The 26,497-nt window shown below is 69.7% G+C and carries 26 protein-coding genes; 17 read left to right on the top strand and 9 right to left on the bottom strand.

The window, feature by feature from the left end; translation table 11 throughout:
- The first annotated feature begins 40 nt into the window (after window positions 1–40).
- A complete protein-coding gene (locus OG496_RS24485) occupies window positions 41–397 on the top strand; it encodes a hypothetical protein (RefSeq protein WP_405972403.1) in 357 nt (118 codons plus the stop codon).
- Complete coding sequence (locus tag OG496_RS24480; RefSeq protein ID WP_405972402.1) at window positions 345–1,364, top strand: CehA/McbA family metallohydrolase; 1,020 nt, start codon at window positions 345–347, stop codon at window positions 1,362–1,364. Before OG496_RS24485 ends, OG496_RS24480 begins: the two co-directional genes overlap by 53 nt.
- Here OG496_RS24480 and OG496_RS24475 read toward each other — a convergent pair whose 3' ends face one another.
- The 4 genes from OG496_RS24475 to OG496_RS24460 form a co-directional block, all read right to left on the bottom strand.
- A complete protein-coding gene (locus OG496_RS24475) occupies window positions 1,365–2,546 on the bottom strand; it encodes a serine hydrolase domain-containing protein (RefSeq protein WP_405972401.1) in 1,182 nt (393 codons plus the stop codon). It abuts the gene before it with no gap.
- A gap of 88 nt (window positions 2,547–2,634) precedes the next feature.
- Window positions 2,635–2,835: a DUF397 domain-containing protein gene (locus OG496_RS24470; protein WP_405972400.1), complete on the bottom strand. Its 201-nt coding sequence runs from the start codon at window positions 2,833–2,835 to the stop codon at window positions 2,635–2,637.
- A 33-nt stretch (window positions 2,836–2,868) separates the two neighbouring features.
- Complete coding sequence (locus OG496_RS24465) at window positions 2,869–3,072, bottom strand: DUF397 domain-containing protein (protein ID WP_405972399.1); 204 nt, start codon at window positions 3,070–3,072, stop codon at window positions 2,869–2,871.
- 9 nt (window positions 3,073–3,081) lie between these two features.
- A complete protein-coding gene (locus OG496_RS24460; protein WP_405972398.1) occupies window positions 3,082–3,933 on the bottom strand; it encodes a helix-turn-helix domain-containing protein in 852 nt (283 codons plus the stop codon).
- Between the two features lie 197 nt (window positions 3,934–4,130).
- Here OG496_RS24460 and OG496_RS24455 point away from each other — a divergent pair, with 197 nt between their 5' ends.
- On the top strand, window positions 4,131–4,544 hold the full coding sequence (locus OG496_RS24455) for an ATP-binding protein (RefSeq protein ID WP_405972397.1): 414 nt from the start codon (window positions 4,131–4,133) through the stop codon (window positions 4,542–4,544).
- Between the two features lie 42 nt (window positions 4,545–4,586).
- A complete protein-coding gene (locus OG496_RS24450) occupies window positions 4,587–5,474 on the top strand; it encodes a hypothetical protein (RefSeq protein ID WP_405972396.1) in 888 nt (295 codons plus the stop codon).
- A 24-nt stretch (window positions 5,475–5,498) separates the two neighbouring features.
- On the opposite strand, the gene OG496_RS24445 is transcribed toward OG496_RS24450, so the two are convergent.
- The 3 genes from OG496_RS24445 to OG496_RS24435 form a co-directional block, all read right to left on the bottom strand.
- Entirely contained in the window at window positions 5,499–6,296 is a 798-nt protein-coding gene (locus OG496_RS24445) for a DUF5995 family protein (protein ID WP_405972395.1), read from the bottom strand.
- 104 nt (window positions 6,297–6,400) lie between these two features.
- Window positions 6,401–7,900 (bottom strand): ricin-type beta-trefoil lectin domain protein, encoded by a 1,500-nt coding sequence (locus tag OG496_RS24440; RefSeq protein WP_405972394.1) that lies wholly within the window; start codon window positions 7,898–7,900, stop codon window positions 6,401–6,403.
- Window positions 7,901–8,129: 229 nt separating this feature from the next.
- Entirely contained in the window at window positions 8,130–9,011 is an 882-nt protein-coding gene (locus OG496_RS24435) for an RNA polymerase sigma factor SigF (RefSeq protein ID WP_405972393.1), read from the bottom strand.
- A gap of 327 nt (window positions 9,012–9,338) precedes the next feature.
- Between OG496_RS24435 and OG496_RS24430 the strand changes: the two genes are divergently transcribed.
- The 7 genes from OG496_RS24430 (at window position 9,339) to OG496_RS24400 (ending at window position 16,377) form a co-directional block, all read left to right on the top strand.
- Entirely contained in the window at window positions 9,339–9,716 is a 378-nt protein-coding gene (locus tag OG496_RS24430; protein WP_366497066.1) for an STAS domain-containing protein, read from the top strand.
- Window positions 9,717–9,960: 244 nt separating this feature from the next.
- On the top strand, window positions 9,961–10,488 hold the full coding sequence (locus OG496_RS24425; RefSeq protein WP_366497067.1) for an ATP-binding protein: 528 nt from the start codon (window positions 9,961–9,963) through the stop codon (window positions 10,486–10,488).
- A 409-nt stretch (window positions 10,489–10,897) separates the two neighbouring features.
- Window positions 10,898–12,172, top strand: coding sequence for a serine--tRNA ligase (gene serS, locus OG496_RS24420; RefSeq protein WP_405972392.1), 1,275 nt, complete (start codon window positions 10,898–10,900; stop codon window positions 12,170–12,172).
- 157 nt (window positions 12,173–12,329) lie between these two features.
- Window positions 12,330–13,049 carry an LPXTG cell wall anchor domain-containing protein gene (locus OG496_RS24415; RefSeq protein WP_366497069.1) on the top strand — a complete coding sequence of 240 codons (720 nt, stop codon included), beginning with the start codon at window positions 12,330–12,332 and terminating at the stop codon, window positions 13,047–13,049.
- A 30-nt stretch (window positions 13,050–13,079) separates the two neighbouring features.
- Window positions 13,080–13,931, top strand: coding sequence for a hypothetical protein (locus OG496_RS24410; RefSeq protein ID WP_405972391.1), 852 nt, complete (start codon window positions 13,080–13,082; stop codon window positions 13,929–13,931).
- Window positions 13,928–15,040: a hypothetical protein gene (locus tag OG496_RS24405; protein WP_405972390.1), complete on the top strand. Its 1,113-nt coding sequence runs from the start codon at window positions 13,928–13,930 to the stop codon at window positions 15,038–15,040. The genes OG496_RS24410 and OG496_RS24405 overlap by 4 nt, the downstream gene beginning before the upstream one ends.
- Complete coding sequence (locus tag OG496_RS24400) at window positions 15,037–16,377, top strand: hypothetical protein (RefSeq protein WP_405972389.1); 1,341 nt, start codon at window positions 15,037–15,039, stop codon at window positions 16,375–16,377. The genes OG496_RS24405 and OG496_RS24400 overlap by 4 nt, the downstream gene beginning before the upstream one ends.
- A 1,376-nt stretch (window positions 16,378–17,753) precedes the next feature.
- Here the strand turns inward: OG496_RS24400 and OG496_RS24395 are convergent.
- Window positions 17,754–19,250 carry an oligopeptide:H+ symporter gene (locus OG496_RS24395; RefSeq protein WP_366498912.1) on the bottom strand — a complete coding sequence of 499 codons (1,497 nt, stop codon included), beginning with the start codon at window positions 19,248–19,250 and terminating at the stop codon, window positions 17,754–17,756.
- A gap of 335 nt (window positions 19,251–19,585) precedes the next feature.
- Between OG496_RS24395 and OG496_RS24390 the strand changes: the two genes are divergently transcribed.
- Complete coding sequence (locus tag OG496_RS24390; protein ID WP_174447603.1) at window positions 19,586–20,263, top strand: response regulator transcription factor; 678 nt, start codon at window positions 19,586–19,588, stop codon at window positions 20,261–20,263.
- Between the two features lie 74 nt (window positions 20,264–20,337).
- Window positions 20,338–21,615 (top strand): ATP-binding protein, encoded by a 1,278-nt coding sequence (locus OG496_RS24385; RefSeq protein WP_399395576.1) that lies wholly within the window; start codon window positions 20,338–20,340, stop codon window positions 21,613–21,615.
- A gap of 22 nt (window positions 21,616–21,637) precedes the next feature.
- On the opposite strand, the gene OG496_RS24380 is transcribed toward OG496_RS24385, so the two are convergent.
- Window positions 21,638–22,204, bottom strand: a complete 567-nt coding sequence (locus OG496_RS24380) for a GtrA family protein (protein ID WP_405972388.1) — start codon at window positions 22,202–22,204, stop codon at window positions 21,638–21,640.
- Between the two features lie 163 nt (window positions 22,205–22,367).
- Here OG496_RS24380 and OG496_RS24375 point away from each other — a divergent pair, with 163 nt between their 5' ends.
- The 4 genes from OG496_RS24375 (at window position 22,368) to OG496_RS24360 (ending at window position 26,487) form a co-directional block, all read left to right on the top strand.
- Window positions 22,368–23,507 carry a 5-(carboxyamino)imidazole ribonucleotide synthase gene (locus tag OG496_RS24375; protein ID WP_405972387.1) on the top strand — a complete coding sequence of 380 codons (1,140 nt, stop codon included), beginning with the start codon at window positions 22,368–22,370 and terminating at the stop codon, window positions 23,505–23,507.
- Complete coding sequence (purE, locus tag OG496_RS24370) at window positions 23,504–24,040, top strand: 5-(carboxyamino)imidazole ribonucleotide mutase (protein ID WP_366498916.1); 537 nt, start codon at window positions 23,504–23,506, stop codon at window positions 24,038–24,040. The genes OG496_RS24375 and purE overlap by 4 nt, the downstream gene beginning before the upstream one ends.
- A 5-nt stretch (window positions 24,041–24,045) precedes the next feature.
- Window positions 24,046–25,224, top strand: a complete 1,179-nt coding sequence (locus OG496_RS24365) for a dipeptidase (protein ID WP_405972386.1) — start codon at window positions 24,046–24,048, stop codon at window positions 25,222–25,224.
- Between the two features lie 120 nt (window positions 25,225–25,344).
- The gene (locus tag OG496_RS24360; RefSeq protein WP_405972385.1) at window positions 25,345–26,487 is read left to right on the top strand and encodes a dipeptidase; all 1,143 of its coding nucleotides are present in this window, start codon (window positions 25,345–25,347) and stop codon (window positions 26,485–26,487) included.
- Window positions 26,488–26,497 lie beyond the last annotated feature (10 nt).

Here is a 26,497-nt window from a genome sequence, read left to right as displayed (position 1 = left end):
TTTACGGATCTTCGGGCACTCCGGCGGACATACTCCACGCATGGCCTTCTACATACTCGCGGGCATGCTGATGGCTCTTGTCCTGACGGACTGGACCATCGCGTTCTCCAGCAAGCGCCGGGACAGTTGGGCCTTCTGGGAGGACTGGACCTGCTTCGTCTACGGCCCGCTCTTCGTCCTCCTCAACCTGGCGCTGGCGGCGGACATGTGGTGGTTCCAGACGGACTGGTCGCCAAGGGCGCGTCTCGATTTCGCCATCGGGGGTCCGGTGTTGGCCGTCTGGATCGGCTTCCGTTGGTTCCGCTACTCCCGGGTGCGGCTGCTTGCGTTTGTGAGGGGAGAGCGTGGCAACGGCGGACCGGGCGGCGGTGAGGAACCGGGAGCGAGTGTCCGGTAGTGAAAGCGGCTGGTACCGCGGCGACTGTCACGTGCACTCGGTGTGCTCGCACGGCGGTGAGCTGATGCCGGAACGTCTTGCCGGCGAGGCCCGTGCGGCGGGGTTGGACTTCCTGGCGGCGACCGAGCACAACAACGCGGACACGCACGGCACTTGGGGCCAGCACGCCGGTGACGATCTGCTGGTGATCCTGGGGCAGGAGGTCACCACCCGTACCGGCCACTGGCTCGCGCTGGGCGTTCGGCCCGGGCAGGTCGTCGACTGGCGGTACGGCGTGCGGGACGGGGCGGTCGGCCGGCATCTCGACGAAGTCCATCGCGGCGGCGGGTTGTGCGTGGCGGCTCATCCACACGCGCCGTACGACTCGGGCACGTTCCTGTACCCGTACGAGGGGTTCGACGTGGTGGAGGTCTGGAACGGGCCATGGAGCTCGGACCTTCCCTGGCAGGCGGACAACGAGGCGGCGTTGGCGGAGTGGGGGCGGGGGCTTGACGCGGACATCCGGCGACAGGGCGGGTGGCGCCCGGCGATGGGGACCAGTGACGCTCATCTGTCGGGCCAGATCGGTGTTCCGCACACCGTCGTACAGGCCGAGGAGTTGAGTACGGACGCGGTGCTCGCCGGGATTCGCGCCGGGCGGAGTTGGATCGCTGAGTCTGCCGCCGTCGAGTTGTCGTTCACGGTCTCTGCCGGTACCGGTGCCGGTGCTCAACGGGTGGGTGTCGGTGGGCAGTTGGAGAGTCACGGTGGACCGGTGATGGCTCGGGTGGGTGTGCGTGGTGTGCCTTCGGGGGTGGTCAGTTTTCACACCGGAGAGGGGAAGGTCCGCGTCGCTTCCCTGCCCGCCGCGGGAGTGGGTGCGGTGGAGTGGCGTACCGGTGCGCGGGAGTCGGCGTTCGTCCGGGTTGAGGTACGTCATCCGGGAGGGCGGATGGCGGCTCTGAGCAGCCCGGTAACTCTGCTCTGACTACGGGGCGTTGGGGCTCCCGGCGCACAACGCGTGGTCGATCAGGGCGCTGGCCGCGTTCTCCTGGGCGAGGATGTGGTCCAGGGTGTCGCCGCGGGCCTCGGACATGGAGACCACGGCACTTCGACTGCCGTCGTCGGTGACGCCGTTGAGGGTGATGTAGCCGCCGTCCCCGCCCTCGTGGCTCCAGTAGGTTCCTCCGCAGATCAGGGGGCGTTCGGCCAGGCCGAGCCCGTATCGGCCGCTGGGCCACAGCAGTTGGACCTCCGCACTCACGGGGACGGTCCGCTTCATCTCGGCGAGTTGCAGCGGCGGCAGCAGGCGGCCGGCGAGCAGCGCGCGGAGGAAGGTGTTCTCGTCCCGGGTGGTCGTGACGTAGGAGAGGTTCTCGTAGTCCACCGGTATCTGCTCGGTGACGTCCACCAAGGAGTCGGGCCCGAAGAGCTGGTAGGCCTTGGCGTGCGGCCGGGGCAGGGTGGGCGAAGTGCCGCCCCACCGGGTGTGGTTGAGGCCGAGCGGACGGAGAACGCGGTCTTCGATCTCCTGGTGGGCGGGGCGGCCGGTGGCCTTCTGGATGATGGTGCCGAGCAGGACGTAACCGGTGTTGGAGTAGCTCCAGCCCTCGCCGGGCGGGAAGTCCGGCGCGTGGGCCATGGCGCGGGCGATCAACTGCTCGGGGCTGTAGATGTCGTAACGCTGCTGGTAGTACTCCTCCGGTGTGGTGTATCCGGGGAGGTCGTCGTGGATTCCGCTGGTGTGCCGGAGCAGTTGGCGGATGGTGATGCGGGTGCCGTCGTTGCCGTTGCCCCGCACCACCCCTGGCAGCCAGTGGTCGACCGTGTCGTCCAGCGACAGCCTGCCCTCGGCGTCCAGCTGAAGCACCACGGCGGCGACCAGCGTCTTGGACGTGCTGGCCATACGGAAGTACCCGTCGGACCGGACCGGGCGGCCGGTGTCCAGGTCGGCGGTACCGCTGGTGGCGACGGACTCCCTGCCGCTCGGCGCGACCGTACGGGCCTGCACCCCGCTGACACCGAGGGCGTGGATCGCCTCGGTGTCCCGACGCAACTGCTCCGCAGGGGATGTGCCGGTGGGTTGGGCTACGGCGATGCCCGCCTCGGCGGCTAGCAGGGTGGCGATGCCGAGGGCCAGGGCGAGGTGCTTACGCAGGGCCGGAGTCATGGCTGAACGCTAGTTTCGGCCTTTGGCGGGGCGCGATCCGGTGGGCCTCAGGATCGGGGTGGGGGATAGCCCCCCGGCGTGGGCGTGCTCAGGTGTTGTGGGATCGGGCTGACTTGAGTTCGCGTATCAGGTGGGTCAACGGGGCGTGGGTGGTGGTGAGTTGGGTGTGGGGGGTTTCGCTTTCGCGGAGGTGGAGGGTGGTGGGGGAGGTGGCGGCGAGTTCGACGCAGGTGTTGCCTTCGCCGCCGTCCGAGAACGTGGACTTCTGCCAGTAGCTGGTCTGGGGCATGTGGGTCCTCGCGGTTCCTTCTGCCGGGTGTCGCTATGGACTTGTGGTGGGGTGGGCCGACTTCAGGTTGCGTATGAGATGTGCCAAGGGGGCTGTGGTGGTGGTGAGTTCAGTGCTTGGGGTCTGGCTCTCGCGGAGGTGGAGGGTGGCAGGTGAGGTGGCGGCGAGTTCTACGCAGGTGTTGCCGTCCCCGCCTTCAGAGAAGGAGGACTTCTGCCACTGGGCGGCCTGGGTCATGCTGACGCCTCACAGTTCCTTTGCGATTCGGTGGATGAAGTCCCGGGATGCGGCCGGGCCAAGCGCTGTCTTCTCTACCTTATGGAACAGTTGTCGGAAGCGTTCCAGCTGGGATCCGGTGTCCACGAAGGCCGTGCCGTGGGGTGAGTCCCGCAGAACTGTGTCGAGTCGAGCGATCGGTCCGCCGATGTACATCATCGCGCTGCTCGCGCCGGCGAATCCGTCCGTGTCGAACGGGATGACGCGTACCGTTGCCTGCTCCTCCTCGATGTTCCTTAGGACTTCGAGGAGTTGGGCCAGGGCGACCTTGCGGTCGGCGACGCGGATCCGCAGCGCTGACTCGTGGACGACTGTCTCGTACGTGGCTGAGTCGTCGCCATCAAGAGCTGCTCTGCGCTGCATGCGGTGCTCGACGCGTGGGGCGAGCTCGCTCGGAGGCAGCTCCGGGACCATGTATCCGAAGACGGCGCGGGCGTAGTCCGGGGTCTGCATCAGCCCCGGTACATGGGTGATCACGACCTCCCGCAAGAAGGCCGCGTGGTGTTCCAACTCGGCTACGTCGAGGAAGACCGGCGGCAGCACACCTCGGTACTCCTCCCACCAACCCCGGGTCCGATCGGCCGCCATGGCCACCAAGGCTTCGACCAGTGACTCGTCCGCGCAGGCGCAGTGCGCTGCCAGCCTGCGCAGGCGCTCCTCGCTGATGCCGGAACTGCCTGCCTCGATCTGGCTCATGTGCGTCGAACTCGAATTCAGCAGGCCCGCAACCTCTTTGGCCGACAACCCGGCTGCCTCCCTCAACCTGCGCAGCTCGGCGCCCAGGCGCACCTGGCGTGCGGTGGGTTGGTTCCGCATGGTCATTCCGGTAACTGCCTTTCTGGGACGCCTCGTTCGGGTGCCAGATTACGCGAACGACTTGCATGGGTTGGAATTACTACCTTACCTTCAGTGATGCGACGCACACGCTGCGGAAGCGCACCGCTTCGTCCTGCCATGACGGCTGCGGCAATGCCACCGCCCGCGCCCATCAACCACCTCACCCCGTCCGGAGCTGCCCCATGCCCGAAACCGAGCCCGAGCCCTGGGAGTACTCCCTCTCCGTCCCGCACGACCGCCGTGCTGTCACCGTCTGCCGCCGCACCCTCCGCCTCGTCCTCACCGCGCACGGCCTCATCCGGGTCGTGGACACCGCCGAACTCCTCGCGACGGAGCTGGTGGCCAACGCCGTACTGCACACCAAGGGGCCGGTGATGCTCCGCGTGCGGTGGTCGGCGGGGGTGCTGCGCGTCGGGGCGTGGGATGCGGACCCCGAACCCCCTGAACCGCCGGGGCAGTTGGGGGAGCTCTTGGACGCCGAGGAAGGGAGGGGGCTGGCGATGGTGCGGGCATGCGCCGACTCCTGGGGGTGGCAGCCCTTGTCGAGGAACGGGCAGCGCGGCAAGTACGTGTGGTGTGACCTGGACGCCGCCTAGATCGTTGATCACCCCGAATAGATCGGACAGAAAGGAGAGTTGATGGTCAGCTCGTCGCACGAAGCGCTGCACCGGATCTTCCAGAAGGACCCCGCGCTTCTGACCCGCGCCCTCCAGAGCGTGTTACGCATCCCCTTCCCCGAACCGCGTGAGTTCGCCGCCATGAACGTGGACCTCACCGAGATCGAACCGGTCGAGAGGCGCGTCGACACGTTGCTCCGGGCGGAGACCGACGAAGGGGACTACCTCCTCGTCGTCGAATCGCAGGGCGACATCGACAAGAGGAAGCGCGGTAGTTGGCCGTACTACCTCAGCTACCTGCACGAGAAGTACCACTGCGAGCCCGTGCTCATCGTCATTACCCAGAGCCACGCCACGGCCCGCTGGGCGGCGGAGCCCATCCATCTCGGGGTACGCGGGTGCCCCTCGCTGACGGTGCGCCCCTTCGTCCTCGGACCGGACAACGTGCCGGTGATCGTGGACGAACGCGAGGCCGAACGTGACGTACCCCTTGCGGTGCTTTCGGCGATGACACATGGCCGTGGCCCGCAGGCCGCAGCCATACTGGAAAACCTGGCCACCGCCCTGCGGACCATCGACCCGGACAGTGCCGCGGTCTTCGTGCAGTTCGTCGACTCATGCCTGGCAGACCGCCAGGCCCAGCAGATGTGGAGGGACCTGATGACGGCGATCCAGTACTTCTGGCGGCACCCGCTGGCGGAGCAGGTGCGAGAGGAGGGCCGCGAGGAGGGACGGGCTCAGGAGCGCGCGGCGACGATTCTGCGAACCCTCCAGTGGCGTCAGATCGACGTACCCGACGACATCCGCGACCGCATCCTCGCCTCCACCGACATCGACGTACTCGGCACCTGGCTCGACCGCTCCTACGAGATCGCCGACGTGCGGGAGTTGTTCACCGAAGCACCCTGAGCCGGACGCTTGATCCGCCGGGCCTCAACCCGTGCCCCGCCCGGCGGACGCCCGCTCCATCGCCCCGTCCAGATGCGCGATGACAGCCCCCACGTCACCACTCTCCGTCCCCCGGATCAGCTCCAGCGCCGGTCGGACGAGAAGGCCCGGCCGGGCGATCAACCGCGCCAGTACCGCAGCCCGGACATCAAGCCGTTCGATGGTGACCTCGCGCTGCGCCTCCGTCTGGCCCGCCAGCAGTACCGCGTTGTACCAGGCCTCCTGCCGGGACTGGACGACGCTGAAGTCCAGGATCTCCTCGTCCGTGCGGCCCCCGACCTTGTCCAGCAGCGACAGGAGCGGGGATACGGCCCCCACCGAGTCCTCCAGCACCAGCACCACCCGCGCCAGGATGTCGTTGATCAGCAGGAAGTCGTGCCGCAGCGCCTGGATGTCCTTGCCCGGATCGGTCCCCGCGGCGGCGACGGCCAGATCGAGGTTGATATGCGCGTTCACGCCGAGGATCAGGTGCTGGACGATCACCGTGTCGGCGTCGGTGAGCAGCCCGAACGTCTCGCGCCAGCAGCGCGGCCCGCTCCGGTCACGGCGCCAGGCGTCGTACGCGGCGAAGTAGCGGTTGCCGAAGAGCGTGTCGAAACGGTCCATCCGGGCGCCGTCCTCGAACTGCCCGGCGTGGATGGCCGTACGGATCTCCACCGTCACCTGCCGGTACAGCGCCGCGAAGTAGCCGACCCGGTCGCCGGCATCCGTCGCCTCCCGCACGATCCCCGCCAGCCCGTCCACGACCTCGTCGATGTTCTGTGCCTGTGCCTGTGCAGCCATGCCCAACTCCCCTTTGGTGGAGCCACAGTTCGGACCACTCAGTCTCACCGGAAATGACAACTCCGGTACGGCTCACACCCACACCCGGCCGACGGGACCCCGCTTCACCCCGCCCGCCACCGCTGCCCCGCACCCCCGCTCAGCGGCACCAGTGACACCCCCTCCTCCCCGTCCGGCGTCATCCCCGTCAGGATCGCGATCGCCGGCCGGATCACCCCGTCCGCGTCCACCGTGAACCGCAGATTGTCGCCGTGGCTCCCGTTCACCGAATCGCACTCCCAGATGCCGACGCCCTTGTCCACGGACCCCCGGCTGTCCAGGCACAGGTCGGAGTCGGCGGAGGACTGCACCACCCCGCGCCCGGAGTCGACGCGCCACAGCTGGGTGTCGGACGAGGTGCAGGGGGCCGTGATCACATCCGTGCCCTCCGTCAGGTCGCCGTCGCGGATGTCCAGGCACCGGCCCGTGGAGACGTTCACGACCCGCGCGTAGGTGCCATTGGGCGCGTGAGCGGCCGGAGTCGGTGAGGACGTCGGGCTCGCCGATCGCGTCGGCTTCGAACTCCTCGTCGGGGATGGCGACTTGGCGGAAGACACCGACGGCGTCACCGGGACCGTCGCCGTCACCGTCACCTCGGACGGACCCGATGGACCGGACGGAATCGCCACTGCGCCCGCCGCCGCCCCCGGATGCGACGTCGCCCCACCCGGCCGCAACAGAAAGAACAGCAGCGGCACCAACGCCACCCCCAGCGCCGCCGACGCCAGCACCAGCCGGCGCGAAGGTGCCCAACTCGCCGGAGTCCCGCGGGCGTTGCTCCTCGCTTCCTCGCGCCCCCGCATCGCGTACGACGCCCCCGCCCACGGCACCAACCCCTCCGCCAGCGTCACCCGCGGCGCGTCCCGCAGTGCCGTCAGTTCCTCGTACGCGCCCGTGCAGTGGACGCACCGCGCCATGTGCGCGTGCAGGTCGGCGCTGTCGCGGGGGTTGTCGGGGCGTACCGACTCCTCGATCAGACGCCGGAAGTCACCGCAGCGCGGGTCGTCGGAGGCGGCCAGGCGGGACTTCAGGCAGGCCTGGGCCATGGACTGGAGGGCCGGTCCGGTGCCGTGGACGACGTCCTCGCGGGTGAGGCCGAGGAAGGCGGCGGTCACGGTCTCCGGTTCCCGGTCGACGACGCCGTACCAGACCAGGCCCTGTGTCCGGGAGGGGAGCGAGAGGAACGCCGGGAGCATGGCGGGTGCCGGGTCCGTCGTGTTCAGGAGCAGGAGGAGGCCGGCGTCCAGGCCGGTCGAGCGGTCGTCCCGGGACCATGACGCGGCCATCCGCCCTGTGAGCAGCAGGAGTTGGTGCCGCCAGGGGACGGACGGGTCCACGCCGCGTGCCGTCTCGCGGGCCGCGAGGGTGAACGCCTGGGCCGCCAACTGCCGGGCCGCCGACTCGCTCGTCGTGCACAGGCGGGCGTAGGAGAGCACGGACGGCTGGTGCCGGGTGCGGAGTTCCCGCAGGGCCGTGTAGACCGTGGACGTGTCGGCGCGCAGTAACTCCGTGAGCCGGGCGTCGGACGCTCCGGGTACGCCGTCGTCCTTCTCGGAGCGAACCATTCACCCGCCTCCTCGCGCCCGTCCTGACCTACCAGCCAGTTTGTCGGGTGACCATAGTGGTGGAAGGCGACCGGTGGGGAAAGAGGTTTCTGTGGGTAACCCGGGGGCGGTATGAGGGCGGTATGAGGACGGCACGGGAGCGTCCGGGAACGCCTGAGCGCGGCGCACACACGCGCGCCGCGCTCAGTACAGGCGATGCAGGCGATACGGGCCTACGGCCAGGGGAGTTCTACTCCTCCACCGTCAGTCCCTTCCGCAACCGCACCAGTGTCCGCGACAGCAGCCGCGACACATGCATCTGCGAGATGCCCAGCTCGTCGCCGATCTCCGACTGTGTCATGTTGGCGACGAAGCGCAGGGAGAGGATCTGCCGGTCCCGGGACGGGAGTTCGGCGATCAGCGGCTTCAACGACTCGACGTACTCGATGCCTTCGAGCCCGTGGTCCTCGTAGCCGATACGGTCCGCGAGGGCGCCCTCGGAGTCGTCCTCCTCGGGTTGCGCGTCAAGTGAGCTGGCCGTGTAGGCATTTGACGCCGCCATGCCCTCGACGACCTCCTCCTTGGAGATCTTCAGGCGCTCCGCCAACTCGCCCACGGTGGGGGCGCGGTCGAGTTGCTGGGCCAGTTCGTCGCCGGCCTTGGCCAGGTCGAGCCGGAGTTCCTGCAGCCGGCGCGGGACGCGCACGGACCATGAGGTGTCACGGAAGAAGCGCTTGATCTCACCGACGATGGTCGGCATCGCGAAGGTCGGGAACTCGACCCCGCGGCTCATCTCGAAGCGGTCGATCGCCTTGATCAGGCCGATCGTGCCGACCTGGATGATGTCCTCCATCGGCTCGCTGCGCGAGCGGAACCGGGAGGCGGCGAACTTGACCAGCGCGAGGTTGAGTTCGACGAGGGTGTTGCGGACGTACGAGTACTCGTGCGTGCCTTCTTCGAGCGACTCCAGCCGCTCGAAGAGGGTCTTGGAGAGCGCCCGTGCGTCTACGGCGCCGACCTCGTTGTACGGGGGGATCTCGGGGAGCCCCTCGATGGCATTGGGATCCAGTTGTGCCGGTGGGGGTGTCGACGTCGCTGCGGGGGTAGGCGATGCGTCGAGCCGGGGTGACATGGCGTCCTCCATCGTTCTCGGCATATGGCTGCCGAAGCCGGTGCGTGCACTGCGGAGTGCGGCGCCTCCAAAGCCGGTCGTGTCGGTCGGTCGGTCGTATCGACAGCCGGACCCGTCGGTCCGGCCTTCCGGCCGGACTTGTCCGTCGTATCGAATGTCCAAATACTTGTCCCTACTAGCCCTACCCGTTTTCCGGAGCCCGCCGCAAGTGCGCTGTGTACCCATATGTCCACTTGTGGGCGGTTGTTCGGGTGTCGGAGAGTGTGAGGAAGGCGTAGTGTTCCAGGGCGAACGTCAACAGCCACGACCTCGGGAGAGAGAGACGGCATGGACCGCGGGACGGTCGGCAGCGCACAGTCTGGCCGGCTTCTGGTCGAGGTGCGGAAACAGGGCCTCAGCGCTGTCGTGACACCGGCGGGTGAGTTGGATCACCACACCGCCGATCTGTTGCGGGAACCGCTGGAGGACCTGCTCGCCCATGGGTACGCACGGCTCGTCGTGGACTGCTCAGGGCTGGAGTTCTGCGACTCCACGGGCCTGAACGTACTGCTCGGCGCGCGCCTGAAGGCGGAAGCCGCAGGTGGCGGAGTGCACCTCGCGGCGATGAAGCCCGCGGTGGCGCGCGTGTTCGAGATCACCGGGGCGGAAGCGGTCTTCACCGTCCATGACACCCTCGGGGCCGCCCTCGCCGACGAGTCCGGCTGAGCCCTGTTCTCCCCCGTGCGACCGGCGGATTCCCCGTGCCTCGTCTTCCGTGCCGAGTAAGGGGTGTTTTGCCGGTTCGCTCGGGCAGGAGAACATCTGAACCCGTCGAGACCCCGAGCGACGAAATCGCTCCTGATCCACGTACTGACCCTTGAACACGTAGTACTGACTCTTGAACACGTACCGACTGAACACGTACCGACTCTTGAATCGTGAACCGGTGAATCGGTGAGGTGAAGCGCTGATGAGCACCACCCGGCCCTACCCGCCGGGCGACCGCCCGGAGTCCGGTGGCGCCGCGGAGGCGCCCGCCGGAGGCGCTGCCGTGCCGTCCGTCGGGGACGACGCCGAACCGGCCGCGGGCCGGAACACCCGCAGGCTCAGTTTCGCGGGCGAGAGCGGGGTCGTACCGCTGGCCCGCGACTTCGCCCGCCAGGCCCTGTACGCCTGGGGCTGGCTGCCCGCCGAGGGCGCCGACCGGCGCGCGGCCGCCGAGGACGTGCTCCTCGTCGTCTCCGAACTGGTCACCAACGCCTGTCTGCACGCCGAGGGCCCGGACGAGATGTGGATCACCTGCGAGAACAAGGTGATCCGGGTCGAGGTCTCCGACCGCGGCACGGGCCAGCCCGCCCCCAGAACCCCGCACCGCGCGGGCCGCCCCGGCGGCCACGGCATGTTCATCGTGCAGCGGCTCTGCCTGGACTGGGGGGTCGTCCGCGCCCCGGGAGTCACCGGCAAGACGGTCTGGGCGGAGCTGGGCGCCCCCGCCTAGCCCGCCCCCGCTTCCGTCCGCCGGTCGGGCCGGTCGGGAAATTCGTTTCCCCGCCCCCCGCCCCGGACCTACGCTCGTCCCCAACGCGCTGACGGAGACGAGTACCCCGGGTCCCGCGAGCCGAGAGAGCCGCCGACGCTGTGAAGGCGGCCTCGCACCCCGGGCGAATCCCCTCCCGAGCGCGGGGAGGAACGGCCCGCCGCCCCGGCAGGCCCCATGCCCCGCCGGCCGGCCCCCGTCACCGGGCCAGAACGAGACCGTTCTACGGCGGTACGCGACCGTTTCCACGGCCGTACGGCCCGCGACCGGTGAAGGCGTGGTGGCACCGCGAGCACCCTCTCGCCCACGCCCCGAGGGATCACCCCCGGGGCGATTCTTGTGCCCCGGCCGACCGGACGGAGCACGCACGATGCTCGACGTCACCCTCATCCGACAGCAGCCCGAGCGGGTCCGCGAGGCCCTGCGCAAGCGGGCCGTGGACGCCGACCTCCCGGCCTTCCTCGCCCTGGACACCCGCTTCCGGGACACCCGTACGGCCGTGGAGCGGCTGCGCGGCGAACGTAAGCGCGTCTCGGCGGAGATCGCGGCCCACCGCAGGGCGGGCACCGCCACCGACGACCTCCAGGCCACCGCCTCGACCCTGGCCGACCAGGTCACGAAGGCCGAGGGCGAACTCGCCCGACTCGCGCGCGAACACCAGCAGTTCCTCGACGCCCTGCCCAACCTCCCGGACGAGGACGTGATCGCGGGCGGCAAGGAGAACAACGAGGTCGTACGGACCGTAGGCACCCCACCCCTCGACCCTCCTGCCCGCGACCATGTCCAACTCGCCCAGGATCTGGGCCTCGTGGACTACCGACGGGGCACCGCCCTCGCCGGCAACGGCCACTGGATCTACCGGGGCGACGGCGCCGCGCTGGAGTGGGCCCTGCTCAACCACTTCCTCGACAGCCACCGCCGCGCGGGCTACGAGTTCGTGCTGCCGCCGCATGTGCTGACCTACGAAGCCGGTTATACGGCGGGCCAGTTCCCGAAGTTCGCCGACGAGGTGTTCGTGGTGGAGGAGGGCGAGGGTGGGCGCCCGGAGCGGTTCCTGCTGCCCACCGCTGAGACCGCGCTGGTCAATCTGCACCGCGGGGAGACCCTCGACGAGGCCGAGCTGCCGCGCAAGTACGTGGCGTACACGCCCTGTTACCGCAAGGAGAGCGGCAGCCACCGCACCGCCGACCGGGGCACCCTGCGCGGCCACCAGTTCAACAAGGTCGAGCTGTTCCAGTTCGCGCGCCCCGCGGACTCGGACGCGACCCAGCTCGAACTCCTCGCCCGCGCCGAGGAGTTGGTGGCCGGCCTCGGACTGCACTACCGGGTCACCAAACTGGCCGCAGGGGACACCAGCCCCGCCCAGGCGAAGACGTACGACGTGGAGGTCTGGCTGCCCAGCCTCGGCGCGTACACGGAGGTCAGCTCGGTGTCGAACGCCCGTGAGTACCAGGCCCGGCGCGGCGGCATCCGGTACCGCCCGGAAGGCGGCGGCAAGGCGGCGTACGTGCACACGCTCAACGCCTCGGGCCTGGCGACCAGCCGACTCCTCCCCGCGATCCTCGAACAGCACCAGCAGGCCGACGGCACGGTCGTGGTGCCCGAGGTGCTGCGCCGCTGGGGGCTGCCCGCCCGGCTCGGCTGACGCCCACCTCGGGTTACCTCCGGTCACCCCGTCCACTTGTCGACCTCCTCGCGCACGCCGGATCGTCACAACTCCGGCGTGCGCCTTGTCTTCCTTCCTCACGACCCCGGGCGTACCTTGACGGCCGATCTGATGTGCCGTCAGGAATGAGGGGACCGTGTCGTACCAGAAACGAACCGCAGCGCTCGCGTCCGTCGCGGCCCTGGCCGGCTCGGCGGTATTCATGGCCGCCCCCGCTGCCCGGGCCGACGTGGTCGACGTCAACTACAAGTGCCAGACGCCCATCGGCGTCAAGACCGCCGTCTCGCCGATCGACATCAAGGGTGTCAAGAGCGGCAGCGGCTACAAGCTCACCATGTCCTGGCAGAAGGGCGTCTCGTCCAGCCCCGTCGAACTCGGCAAGGGCGCGATGAGCCCGAGCGCCACCATCAAACTGGGCGGCGCGGACAGCGGCACGGTCGCGGTGTCGGGCCCCGCCAACCAGGCCGCGATCCCCGCCAACACCCCCATCAAAATCAACGACTTGACGGGTACGTACACCCCGAAGGCATCCGGCAAGGTCACGTTCACGGCGGCCGTCCTCACCATCAAGGCCCTCGGTACGACGACGACGTGCACCCCCACCAACAGCCCCGGCCCGTCCCTCACGCTGGACGTCACGGCGGCGGGCGGTTCGTCGGGATCCAGCGGCTCGACGGGCAGCACAGGCTCCACCAGTTCCGGCACCGGTACGGACTCCAGTGGCACGCTCCCGAAGACCGGCCCCGACGACTCGGTCATCGCCCTCGGCACGCTCGGCGGCACGGTCCTGCTCGCGGGCGCGGCGGGCACCCTGTGGCTGACCCGGCGCAACCAGACGGCCCGCGCCCGCCGCTGACGCCCTCGTACGACCGCCGTGGAGCCGCCCATGCTGTCAACCGCCCGCGTCCTGTGTCTGTCCGTCCTCGCCCTCCTGGCGGCCACACCGACCGCAACGGCCGCCGGGGGATGGACCGTTGCGCCCGCGGGCGGCGGACGCCCGGCGTTCTACGCCGAGGGCGAGCCCGGCACGACCCTCCAGGACACGGTGTCCGTGACCAACCCGACCGGCCGCCCGATCACGGTCCGACTACAGGCCGCGGGCGTCCCGATCACCTTCGCCGACACGGGAGTCGGCGTCCCCGCCCGCACCCGAGCCGACATCCCCTTCACGGTGAACGTCCCGACGACCGCGGCCCCCGGCGACCACACCGCCACGATCACCGCGCGGGACGCGAAGGGCCGAGAGGCGACGGTACGGCTCCAACTCCACATAGCCGGACCGGCGTTGTCAGCACTGACCATCGAACACGTAGCGGTCCACGCCACCGGCATCACCTACGACCTGGTGAACCGCGGCACCACACCCCTCACCCCGAAACTCGCCGTCCACGCCACCGGCATCTTCGGCACCGTCCTGGACCGCGCCTCCCGCACCCTCCCGGTCCAACTCCCGCCGGGCCAACGCCTGAAGCTCACCGAACCCTGGCCCGACCACCCCACCCTGGACGCGGTCGACCTGCGCCTCATGGTCACGGCGACGGGCGGCGCCCACGACACGGCGGACGTGTCGACACGGTTCGTGCCGTGGGAAGCGGTGGCGGGGACCGGGGGTGCGCTGACGGCCGGGGCGGCGCTGCTTCTCGTACGACTACGACGTCGCCGGCGCCGTACGGATGAAGGCGACGAGACGGCCGAACACCCGTGCACGCAGGCCGAGTTGACGGGAGCGGTGATGTGAGCGGCAAAGTGCGGATCCCGGCGCTGGTGGCGGTACTCGCGCTGCTTCTGCTGCCGTTGGCGGGGGCGACGTCCGCCGCTGCGGCGAGCGGTCCGAGAGTGAAGCTCTCCAAGTCGCAGGCGGGGACGGGCGGTTCGATCACCGTCTCCGGGAGCGGCTGGCGGCCGCACGCCCTGCTGATGATGCTGATCTGCGGGCAGGCGACGCCCGCGCGCGGGGTGATCGGCGGCACCAACTCCTGTGTGAACGCGGACGGCAGAGCCGTGACGACGGACGCCAAGGGCATCTTCAGCAAGAAGCTGCCGGTGTCCGAACCGCCGGTGCCGTGCCCGTGCGTGGTGCATGTGGCGACGGTGACGGGGGCGAGCGCGTCCGCGGACACGGTCTTCCAGGTGGCCGGCCACGCGGTCGAACCACTACCCGCGGAGTCTTCAGCCGGCCGTCTGTCGGTCCTCTCCGACACCCGGCTGGACGGTTCGAGCGGCCTGCTGACCTGGTTCGGGGCGCCGGCGTCCCGCACGCTGGTCTTCACCGTGGGCAACGCCGGTTCGTCCCCCGTCAAGAACCCCGTGTTCCAAGTCGGCACCTCCCACGGGGTGTTCGCGCCACAGTGGGACGACCAGCAGTTCAGCGGCACGATCGCGCCCGGCGGGAAGGCGGAGATCAGACTCCCCGTCGAACTGTCGGCCGGAGCGCACGGCGACTACAGCGTCTCGATGAAGTACGGCGGCCGGGTGCTGGCCGAAGAACCGTGGGGCGTGGGCCGACCCTGGGGCGTGACCCTGTTCTGGATCCTGCTCTGCGTGGTCGTACCGGCGGCGGTGTTCCGCATCGGGATGGCCGTGGTGGACCGGCTACGGCCACGCAAGGCGGCCCGCAGCATGGGCCCGCCCCGGCACAGGGCCCTGCACATGTCCGCCCAAGTCACCCAGCGCATACCGAAGTTCGGCAAGCCGGCCGACTCTCAGGAAGCGGCCGCCCCTACGACCTCGACCCTGCCGTGGTTCACCCCGGATTCGGATCCGGGCACGGCGGCCGGTCGACTCTCCGCACCGCACGACGACAGCCCGACGAGTCCGACGACTCCCACCAGGAAGGGACTTACGTGAGCAAGCGAAGGAGAGTCATACCGGCCGGCGGAGGCGGTGTACGGAGAGCGGGCGCGGCCACGTTCGCGCTGGTCCTCGGCGGTGCGGGCCTCGCGCTCGGCCTGACCGCCGGGACCGCGCAGGCCGCCGAGGTGTCCTACGCCACCCACTGCGTGCCGCCCGCCGGCATCGACCCGGTCGACGGCACCACCAAGGTGGAGATCACCGCGCCTGCCACGGCGAAGGTGGGCGACACGGTCGACGTCGTCTGGAAGTTCACCCAGGCCGCGTCCAAGAACCCCGACATCATCGACCTGCCCGCCAACTCGGTCCAGCCGTCCGGGATTCTGAAGGCGGGCGGCGCACAGACCGCCGACATCGCGATGCAGGGCCCGCGCACGAACCCGGCGATCCCCAAGGGCGCGGTGATGACCCTGTCCGACATGAAGGGCACGTTGAAGCTGACGACGGCGGGGTCGGTGACGCTGACACCGGACGCGTACACGGTCAACGCGTTCTCGACGGACACGAAGTGCACACCGACGGCGACGGTCTCGCCTTCGGCGACGATCAACGTGACGGCGGGGGACGGCAGTTCGTCCAGCACGTCCCCAACCCCATCGGACTCGACGTCGACTTCCGCATCGGCATCGGCATCGGAGTCAGCCTCGGAGTCCGCGTCGCCCAGTGATTCGACATCGGCGAGCGCCAGCGACGGCACCGGGACGGGCCAGACGGACTTCACCGGCAAGGAGGTCTCCGTCCCCTACGCGTGCAAGACGCCGATCGGCGACAAGAACGCGACCTCACCTGTCCAGATCAACGCCACGAAGGACGGCGGGAGTTACGACCTCACCGTGAAGTTCAACGGGTCGGTGATGGACAGCCCGGCGGACATCCCGGCGGACTCCGTGAAGCCGTCGATGGAGGTGGTCCTGGGCGGCGCCGACAAAGGCACGGTCCACGTGGAGGGCCCGACCAACTCCGCCGCCATCAAGTCCGGCGACCCGATAGAGATCCCAGACCTGACGGGCACCTACAAACCGGGCGCGAGCGGTACGTCGACCCTTTCCCCCGGCGTCCTCACGGTCAACGCCCTTGGCACGACGACGACTTGCACCCCCACGAAGTCGGAGGTCTCCCTGACCCTCGACACAACAGAACAGGCAAGCGGCGCGTCAGGCGGCTCGTCCACGTCAGGCGGTACATCAACGTCGACATCGACTTCCGGAGGCTTGGCGGAGACGGGCTCGGACAGTCACGGCGGCCTGAAGGCGCTCGGCTTGGTATCCGGTACGGCGATCCTGCTGGGCGTGGCGGTGTTCACGTTCATGCCGGGACGGAAGCGACTGCGCTGACAAGTACGGGTTGGCCGCCCGCTTCGTGGTCAGTGTCGGGATTGCGTGAGTCGAGTAAAGGGCGCTCCCTGCGGTCGCGTCGGCTGCGCCGATTGCGCTGCGCTTCACCCTTGACTCGTCTCACGCAATCCCGTTTCAGAAGCGAGCGGGCGGCCCCGAGGGATGGGTGGCCAGGGAGGGATCCCCTTGTCTGTACTGGGTTCCGGGCCGGTGTGTGGGGGTGCGCTCGCGTTTCGCCTGTATGCCGGGTGGGCTTAGCGGCTACCGGCCGGTGGGGGGCGCGCTGCCGTCCCGCCTGCACGCCGCTTCGGTTCAGCGGCCGACGGTGGGTGGGTGGTTGCGGGAAGCCGGGGGTAAATCTAACCACTGTCGCGGGCTTTGACTGGTTAGGAATGACCCCGGCTTCCGGAGAGGGCCGGGTCGGGGCGAGGGCGGCGCGTTGCCGTATCGCCCGCACGCCACCTCGGCTCAGCGGCTGTCGGCCGGTGGGGACTTGCTGCGCAAGACGCCACCAGGCCAAGGGCCAAGGGGCCAAGGGGCAAGGAGGGGCGCCGGTGGCGTGGCCGGGGGTGAGGGGAACGCGCTCGCGTCTCGCCTGCGCAGCGGGGAGGGTTTGGCGGCTACCGGCCGGTGGTGTGTGCGGGGACCGACCTCGACCCCACAAGCAACAGGTCACGGGCAACAGAACAGGCAGTGGGTAATGGGCAGTTCTGGGCCACAGGCATGGGGAAGAACTCCGGGCCAGTCCTGGGCGGCGGCCCGGGTGATGGCCCCCATCTGCCAATTGCGCCTCCCTGCGGTACCCGGTTCGCTGCAATGTGGCAGTCGAAGCGGAAGTGTCACACTTCTCCGACCCACCCGCCCCGGCCCCCCATCGTGGCCCCGGCATCTCTGGAGGCTGGGGTCATTTCTAACCACTCAACGGGTGCTGGAGTGGTTAGATTTACCCCCGGCTTCCAGCAACCACCCACCCACCGTTGGCCGCTGAGCCCACCGGCATGCAGGCGGGACGGCAGCGCGCCCCCCACCGACCGGTAGCCGCTAAAACCATCCGGCGTGCAGGCGAGACCGCAGCGCGCCCCTCCACACCGATCGGCAGCACGGTTCAGGCAAGGGGGTCCCTGCCTGGCCACCCGTTCCTCCGGGCCGCTCGCTCGCTTCTGAAACGGGCTGGAGCGGCCCTAGTCAAGGGTGGAGCGCAGCGGAATCGCCGCAGGCGACGCGACCGCAGGGAGCGCCCTTTACTCGGGCCGTGGAAGCCCGACACTGACCAAGAAGCGAGTGGCCCAACGGTCACTGGAAAGCGCCGGGAACGGAAAGGGCCGCCGTACCCCGAAGGATCCAGCGGCCCTATGCCGCGTTGCCGTAGACGAGTGTCAGTGGACGTCGCCCATGAGTTCCCTGACCTTCTTGCGGTACATCCATACCGCCGCGCCCGCGAGGACCGCGAGGAAGGCTTGGAGGGTGACGATGCCCGTCTTGTTCAGGTCCACCCCGGCGATCGACAGCAGACCTGTTGTGGCGTCGCCCGCCGTCACCGCGAGGAACCAGACGCCCATCATCTGGGAGGCGTACTTCGCGGGGGCCATCTTCGTGGTGACGGAGAGGCCGACGGGGGAGAGGGTCAGTTCGCCGACCGTCTGGACGAAGTAGATCGCCACGAGCCACATCGCCGCCGCCTTGTGACCGCCGTCGGCGATCGCGAGGGGGGCCAGGAAGAGGAAGAAGGACGCGCCGATGAGGACCAGGCCCATCGCGAACTTGGTCGCCGTGCTCGGCTCCTTGCCGCGGCGGGCCAGGGCCAGCCAGGCCCAGGCGAAGACCGGGGCCAGGGCCATGATGAGGACCGGGTTGACCGACTGGTACCAGGAGATCGGGAAGTTCCAGCCGAAGACGGTGTTCTTCGCGGAGGAGTCGGCGAACAGGGACACCGTCGAGCCGCCCTGGTCGTAGATCATCCAGAACACGGCCGCGGCGACGAAGAACCAGATGTACGCGGACATCTTCGACTGCTCGGCGCGGTCGAGGTCCTTGTCGCGCTTGATGCGGGCGATGACCAGGACGGGGATCAGCAGGCCGGCGACGGTGATCGGGACCAGCAGCCAGTTCAGCGTGTAGTGGCCGGAGAAGCCGACGACCGCGTAGAAGACGACGGCGACGGCCGCCCACAGGCCCGACTTGCGCAGCGTGGCCGCCTTCTCCTCGGCGGACAGCGGCGTGGGGACGATGTCCGAGCGGGAGCTGAGGTGACGCGTGCCGAGCAGGTACTGGGCGAGGCCGATGGCCATGCCGACCGCGGCGAGCGCGAAGCCGAGGTGCCAGTTGTAGTTCTCGCCGACGGTGCCGATGGCCAGCGGCGCGGCGAACGCGCCGATGTTGATGCCGATGTAGAAGAGCGTGAAGCCGCCGTCACGGCGCGGGTCGTCCGGGCCCTCGTAGAGGTGGCCGACCATCGTGGAGATGTTGGCCTTCAGCAGACCCGAGCCGATCGCCACCAGGCCCAGGCCCGCGAAGAACGTGCCCGAGGACGGGAGGGCCAGGGTGAGGTGGCCGAGCATGATGATCACGCCGGCGACGGCGACCGTCTTGCGGGGGCCGAGGACCCGGTCCGCGAACCAGCCGCCGGGGAGGGCGAGCAGGTACACGAGCGACAGGTACACCGAGTAGATCGCGGTCGCGGTGGCCACGCTCATGTGCAGGCCGCCCGGTGCCACCAGGTACAGCGGGAGCAGGGCCTTCATGCCGTAGTAGGAGAATCGCTCCCACATCTCGGTCATGAAGAGGGTGGCCAGTCCGCGGGGGTGGCCGAAGAAGGTCGTCTCGGAACCGGGGGTGCCCGGAGTCACCGAGTCCTTCGTCAGGCTGGACGCCATGGTCGTTCCTTGCTGGTGGGGGGAGGCTGGCAGCGGCCAGCCCGCACACAAAAGAGACCTTCAGCTGGAAATGCTCGCCAAAGGCCCCGGTGCTACTACAGGCGGTCAGGTCACCATACGGCAGGACACCGCCGGAAATGGAAGGACTTGAGACATCGATCACAGGGATAAGTGGAACCGTGGTCGACCTTTCGAAGGTGGATACAAGGATGGCATCCCACAGGCACAGGTTCGGACCGGATTCTTCACCGCTGCGGATCCGACTTGCCCCAAGGTAAGAATCACTCGTGGCGATCACACCCCGACCGCTGTCCGAGGCGGACTACCATCACCTCATGACCCGTGTACTGCTCGCCGAGGACGACGCGTCCATCTCGGAGCCGCTGGCCCGCGCTTTGCGACGGGAAGGTTACGAGGTCGAGGTGCGCGAGGACGGACCGACAGCGCTCGACGCCGGCATCCAGGGCGGCATCGACCTGTGTGTCCTGGACCTGGGCCTGCCCGGCATGGACGGCCTGGAAGTGGCCCGCCGACTGCGCGCCGAGGGCCACACCGTCCCCATCCTCATCCTGACCGCGCGCGCCGACGAGGTGGACACCGTCGTCGGCCTCGACGCGGGCGCCGACGACTACGTCACCAAACCCTTCCGGCTCGCCGAACTGCTCGCCCGCGTCCGGGCCCTGCTCCGGCGCGGCGCGGCCGAGCCCGCGCAGCCGCCCGCCACGCACGGCGTCCGTATCGACGTCGAGTCCCACCGCGCGTGGATGGGCGACGAGGAACTCCAGCTCACCGCCAAGGAGTTCGACCTGCTGCGGGTGCTCGTACGGGACGCCGGGCGGGTGGTGACGCGTGACCAGTTGATGCGCGAGGTGTGGGACACCACGTGGTGGTCGTCGACCAAGACCCTCGACATGCACATCTCCTGGCTGCGGAAGAAGCTCGGCGACGACGCGGCCAACCCCCGGTACATCGCCACGGTCCGGGGTGTCGGGTTCCGTTTCGAGAAGAGCTAGCCGGTCTACGCGCGACACCACTGTGAGGGTGCGACACACACCGGTTCTCTAAAAGTCACCGCCCGGAGGGCCCCGTGCGTCGTCGTCTCATTCAGTCCACGCTCGCCGTGGTGCTCGTGGTCATCGCTGTCTTCGGTGTGTCCCTTGTCATCGTGGAGACGCGGACCATCAGCAACAGCGCCCAGGAACGCGTGGATTCCGAGGCGCTCCGGCTGGCCAGCATCGTGGACAGCCGGATCCTCGGGGCGGAGATCGTCGACTCCGAGGTGCTGCGCACGCAGGTCACGGAGGACCGTTACGCCGTGATCCGCATCCCCGGCGACCCGGTGATCGCCGTCGGCACCAAGCCGACCGGTGACGTCATCCGCTCCACCGCCAAGGGCGAGGAGGGCGAGACGGTCACCGTGATGGAGCCGCGGTCGACCGTCACCCGGGAGGTCGGGCGGACGCTGCTCATCATCGGCGCCGTCGCGCTGCTCGCCGTAGTCGCTGCCGTGCTGCTCGCCGTACGGCAGGCCAACCGGCTCGCCTCGCCGCTCACCGACCTCGCGGAGACTGCCGAGCGGCTCGGTTCCGGTGACCCGCGGCCCCGGCACAAGCGGTACAGCGTCCCGGAGTTGGACCGGGTCGCCGACGTCCTCGACTCCTCCGCCGAGCGCATCGCCCGCATGCTTACCGCCGAGCGACGGCTGGCCGCCGATGCTTCCCACCAGTTGCGTACGCCGCTGACCGCGCTGTCCATGCGGCTGGAGGAGATCACCCTCACCGACGATCCGGACACGGTGAAGGAGGAGGCGACGATCGCGCTGACGCAGGTCGAGCGGCTCACCGATGTCGTGGAGCGGCTGCTCACCAACGCGCGTGACCCTCGCACCGGGTCCGCCGTCTCCTTCGACCTCGACGAGGTCATCCAGCAGCAGCTCGCCGAGTGGCGCCCCGCCTACCGCAGCGAGGGCCGCGCGATCGTCAGCTCGGGCAAGCGGCATCTCCAGGCCGTCGGCACTCCGGGCGCCGTCGCGCAGGTGCTGGCCGCGCTGATCGAGAACTCCCTGATGCACGGCGGCGGCACGGTCGCCCTGCGCACCCGCGTCACCGGCAACCAGGCCGTCGTGGAAGTCACGGACGAAGGGCCCGGCGTTCCCACGGACCTCGGTGCTCGCATCTTCGAGCGGACGATCAGCGGTCGTAACTCCACCGGGATCGGGCTCGCGGTCGCCCGGGACCTCGCGGAGGCGGACGGCGGGCGGCTGGAGATGCTGCAGGCGCAGCCGCCGGTGTTCGGGCTGTTCCTGTCGCGTACGCCGCCGGCGAAGCGGCCGCCGGTGGACGAGGACGAGCCCACGGTCCGCTAGGGACCGGAGGGAGCGGGTGGGTTCAGCTCACGTGCTGCTTGGGGCGGGGCTGCGGCTCACGCTGGGGCTCGATGAGGGGGGCCTCCGCCTTCGCGACGGGTTCTTCGGCCTCGCCCTCGGCCTCGCCCTCGGCCTCGCCCTCGGCCTCGCCCTCGTCCTCCGCCGGCAGCGCCTTGAACACCCAGCTGCGGTACGACCAGAAGCGGAACAGCGTCGCGATGCCGATGCCGAGCACCTTGAAGACGTTGCGCTGCAGCGAGCTGTCCCAGCCGAAGCCGTAGATCGCCGCGAACAGGACGCCGTTCTCGATCACCAGGCCGACCAGGCTGAACGCCAGGAACAGGCTCAGTTCCTTGGTGCGGGCGCTCTTGTCGCGGTCACGGTAGGTGAAGTACCGGAAGCCGACGTAGTTGCACCCGATGGCGACGATCGTCGCGATCACGTTGGCGCGCACGGCCTGCAGGCTGGTCAGATGCCACAGCAGATTCGAGACCGCGAAGTTCACCACGGTGCCCACCACGCCCACCGCGCCGAACTTGGCGACCTCGCGGGCGAGCCGTTTGAAAGGCCCTTCGGAACCAGGCTCCATGGTTGTGCAGGCCCCCGTCTTCTCGGATTCTCGACCCAGCCATGCTAACCACCGCTTTCCCCCGGCGCCCGTGAAGCCGCTCACAGGTCGGGAAGAGACCCGGAAAGGAACGGTAAGAGGTACGGAAATCAGGCCGCCCTGGCGTGACCGATACCCTGGGGGAGTGACGTTCCCGGTAGTCGGCATGGTCGGCGGGGGGCAGCTCGCTCGTATGACACACGAGGCGGGCATCCCGCTCGGCATCAGATTCAAGCTCCTCAGTGACACCCCTCAGGATTCCGCGGCGCAGGTCGTCGGCGATGTCGTCATCGGCGACTACCGCGACCTCGACACGCTGCGTGACTTCGCGCGGGGCTGCGATGTGATCACCTTCGATCACGAACACGTACCCACCGAGCATCTGCGCGCTCTGGAGGCGGACGGCATCCCCGTGCGCCCCGGCCCGGACGCGCTCGTGCACGCCCAGGACAAGGGCGTGATGCGCGCGAAGCTCGTCGAGATCGGCGTGCCGTGCCCACGGCACCGGATCGTGAGTGACCCGGCGGATGTCGTCGCGTTCGCCGGGGAAGGGGACGGTTTCCCCGTCGTCCTCAAGACCGTCCGCGGCGGCTACGACGGCAAGGGCGTGTGGGTCGTCGACTCCGCGGAGGAGGCCGCCGAGCCGTTCCGCGCCAGCGTTCCCGTGCTCGCCGAGGAGAAGGTCGACTTCGTGCGGGAGCTGGCGGCGAACGTCGTACGCTCCCCGCACGGCCAGGCCGTCGCCTACCCGGTCGTAGAGTCCCAGCAGGTCAACGGCGTCTGCGACACGGTGATCGCGCCCGCCCCCGACCTGGAGGAGTCCCTCGCGCTGCGGGCCGAGGAGATGGCGCTGCGCATCGCCAAGGAACTCGGGGTCGTCGGCCACCTCGCCGTCGAGTTGTTCCAGACCCGCGACGGGCGCATCCTCGTCAACGAACTCGCCATGCGCCCGCACAACTCCGGTCACTGGACCCAGGACGGCGCGATCACCAGCCAGTTCGCGAACCACGTCCGCGCGGTCCTCGACCTCCCGCTGGGCGATCCGCGCGCACGGGCCCCCTGGACCGTGATGTGTAACGTTCTCGGCGGCGACTACCCGGACATGTACTCCGCGTACCTGCACTGCATGGCCCGGGACCCCCAGCTGAAGATCCACATGTACGGCAAGGACGTGAAGCCCGGCCGCAAGGTGGGCCACGTCAACACCTACGGCGACGACCTGGACGACGTCCTGGACCGCGCCCGTCACGCAGCCGGCTATCTGAGAGGCACGATCACCGAATGAGCTCCGTCGCAGGACCCGTCGTAGGAATCGTCATGGGGTCGGACTCCGACTGGTCCGTCATGGAGGCCGCCGCGAAGGCCCTCGACGAGTTCGAGATCGCGTACGAGGTCGACGTCCTCTCCGCGCACCGCATGCCCCGCGAGATGATCACGTACGGCGAGCGGGCCGACGGCCGCGGCCTCAAGGTGATCATCGCGGGCGCGGGCGGCGCCGCCCACCTCCCCGGCATGCTCGCCTCGGTGACCCCGCTGCCGGTGATCGGCGTCCCCGTGCCGCTGAAGTACCTGGACGGCATGGACTCGCTGCTGTCCATCGTGCAGATGCCGGCCGGTGTCCCCGTCGCCACCGTCTCGGTCGCCGGCGCGCGCAACGCGGGCCTGCTCGCCGCCCGGATCCTGGCCACGCACGACGACGAACTCCTCGTCCGCATGCGGGAGTTCCAGCAGGAACTGAACGACCAGGCCACCGAGAAGGGCAAGCGCCTGCGCGCCAAGGCCGAGGGCTCCGGCAGCGGCTTCGGCTTCGGGAAGTGACGGCGATGACGTCACTGGACCAGGCCCGGGAGCTGCTCCGTGAGTTCCCGGTCGTCGACGGGCACAACGACCTGCCCTGGGCGCTGCGGACGCAGGTCACCTACGACCTCGACGCCCGCGACATCGCCGTACGCCAGAACGCGCATCTGCACACCGACATCCCGCGCCTGCGCGAGGGCGGCGTCGGTGCGCAGTACTGGTCGGTGTACGTGCGCTCGGACCTGCCCGACCCGGTGTCGATGACGCTCGAACAGATCGACTGCGTACGGCAGTTGCTCGCCCGCTATCCGCAGGACCTGGCGCCCGCGCTGACCGCCGCGGACATGGAGTCGGCGCGCGGGGAGGGTCGTATCGCCTCGTTGATGGGGGCGGAGGGCGGGCACTCGATCGCCGACTCCCTCGGCACGCTGCGGGGGTTGTACGCCCTCGGTGTCCGCTACATGACGCTCACCCACAACGACAACGTGGCGTGGGCGGACTCGGCGACGGACGAGCCGGGGGTCGGCGGACTGTCGGCGTTCGGGCGCGAGGTCGTGCGGGAGATGAACCGCGAGGGCATGCTCGTCGACCTCTCGCACGTGGCGGCGACGACCATGCGCGACGCGCTGGACACCTCGACGGCCCCGGTGATCTTCTCCCACTCGTCGTCGCGGGCCGTCTGCGACCACCCGCGCAACATCCCCGACGACGTGCTGGAACGGCTGCCCGCCAACGGCGGCATGGCGATGGTGACGTTCGTACCGAAGTTCGTGCTCCAGGCCGCCGTCGACTGGACGGCCGCGGCCGACGACAACATGCGCGCGCACGGTCTGCACCACCTGGAGACCACCGAAGAGGCGATGAAGGTGCACCACGCCTTCGAGGAGCTCCACCCGCGCCCGGTCGCCACGGTCTCCACGGTCGCGGACCACCTCGACCACATGCGCGAGGTCGCCGGCGTCGACCACCTCGGCATCGGCGGCGACTACGACGGCACGGCCTTCACCCCCGACGGCCTCAACGACGTCTCCGGCTACCCGAACCTCATCGCGGAACTGCTGGACCGCGGCTGGTCCAGGGCCGACCTCGCCAAGCTGACCTGGCAGAACGCGGTACGGGTGCTGGGCGCGGCGGAAGACGTGGCACGCGGGATCCAGGCGACGCGGGGGCCGTCCAACGCGACGATCGAGTCGCTGGACGGCTGACCGGCGCGGCGCGGGAGCGCCCACTCCCGCGCCCGTACCCCGAACGCCCCGCCCACCAGGTGGCCCCCTTGCGGGCGTGCGACGGTGACCGTACTGCCGTAACGACGTACGGAGCCCGCCATGGCCGACCTCCAGGACCAACTGCACGCGCCGACCGAGGTCGGCGACCTCGACGACTTGGTCCACGAGCCCTTTCCCGGCGGGCCGTTCCCGCCGGACACCGCGGAACCGTACGACCCCGTCTCCGACCCGGCCGCCGCCCCGCTGGAGCGCGCGCACGCCATCCTCGCCGCGCACCCGGTCGCGGACGGCTACAGCGGGCTGCCGTGGGCGCTGCGGCACCTGCCGTGGTTCGACCTGGAGCTGGGGGAGAGTTCCGTGGCCACCGATGTGCCGCGGCTGCGCGAGGGGCATGTCGGCGCGCTGTTCTGGTCGCTGCACCTGCCCGAGGGCCTCGCCGGCGACCGCGCGGTCGGCGCCACCCTGGAGCAGCTCGACCTCGTGAACACGGTGGTCCGCGCCCACCCCGAGGGCCTGCGCCTGGCGTACACCGCCGGCGAGACCACCGACGTGCGCCACTGCGGCCGTATCGCCGTGCTGCTCGGCCCCGCCGGAGCCACCGCGCTCGGCGACTCCCTGGGCATCCTGCGCTCCCTGCACGCGCTGGGCCTACGGGTCCTCACGCTGTCCGGGGTGTCCTGGGCGAGCGAGGCCGGGCTGACCCGGTTCGGGGAGGAGGTCGTGCGCGAGATGAACCGCCTCGGCGTGCTCGCCGACCTCTCCGGCGCCTCCGACGGCACGATCCGCCGCACCCTCGCGGTCTCGAAGGCACCGGTGCTGTTCACCCGCTCAGCCGCCCGCACCCTGCGCCCGCACCCGGCCAACCTCTCCGACGAACTCCTCGCCGCGGTCGGCGCCGCCAAGGGCCTGTGCATGGTGCCGCTCACCGCCGAGCAGACCGGGCCGTCCGTCCGGGACGTCGCCGACCACCTCGACCACGTCCACGAGGTCGCGGGCCGCGAGTGCGTCGCCCTGTCCGGCACGTACGACGCCGGCACGGCCCACCCGCAGGACCTCGCCGACGCCTCCTGCTACCCGAACCTCATCGCCGAGCTCCTCCACCGCGGCTGGTCCGAGCCCGACCTCGCCCTGCTCAGCTGGGGCAACGTCCAACGCGCCCTGCGCAGCGCCGACTTCACGGCCCGCGCCGCCCAGCAGCGTCGCGAGCCGTCGACGGCGAAGATCGCCGAGCTGGACGGATAACACGCGGTTC

It is taken from the genome of Streptomyces sp. NBC_00988 (genome assembly GCF_045162645.1).
Lineage (GTDB): Bacteria > Actinomycetota > Actinomycetes > Streptomycetales > Streptomycetaceae > Streptomyces.
The sequence above is the reverse complement of the archived record's forward strand: the minus strand, read 5'-3'. Positions and strand labels throughout refer to the sequence as shown.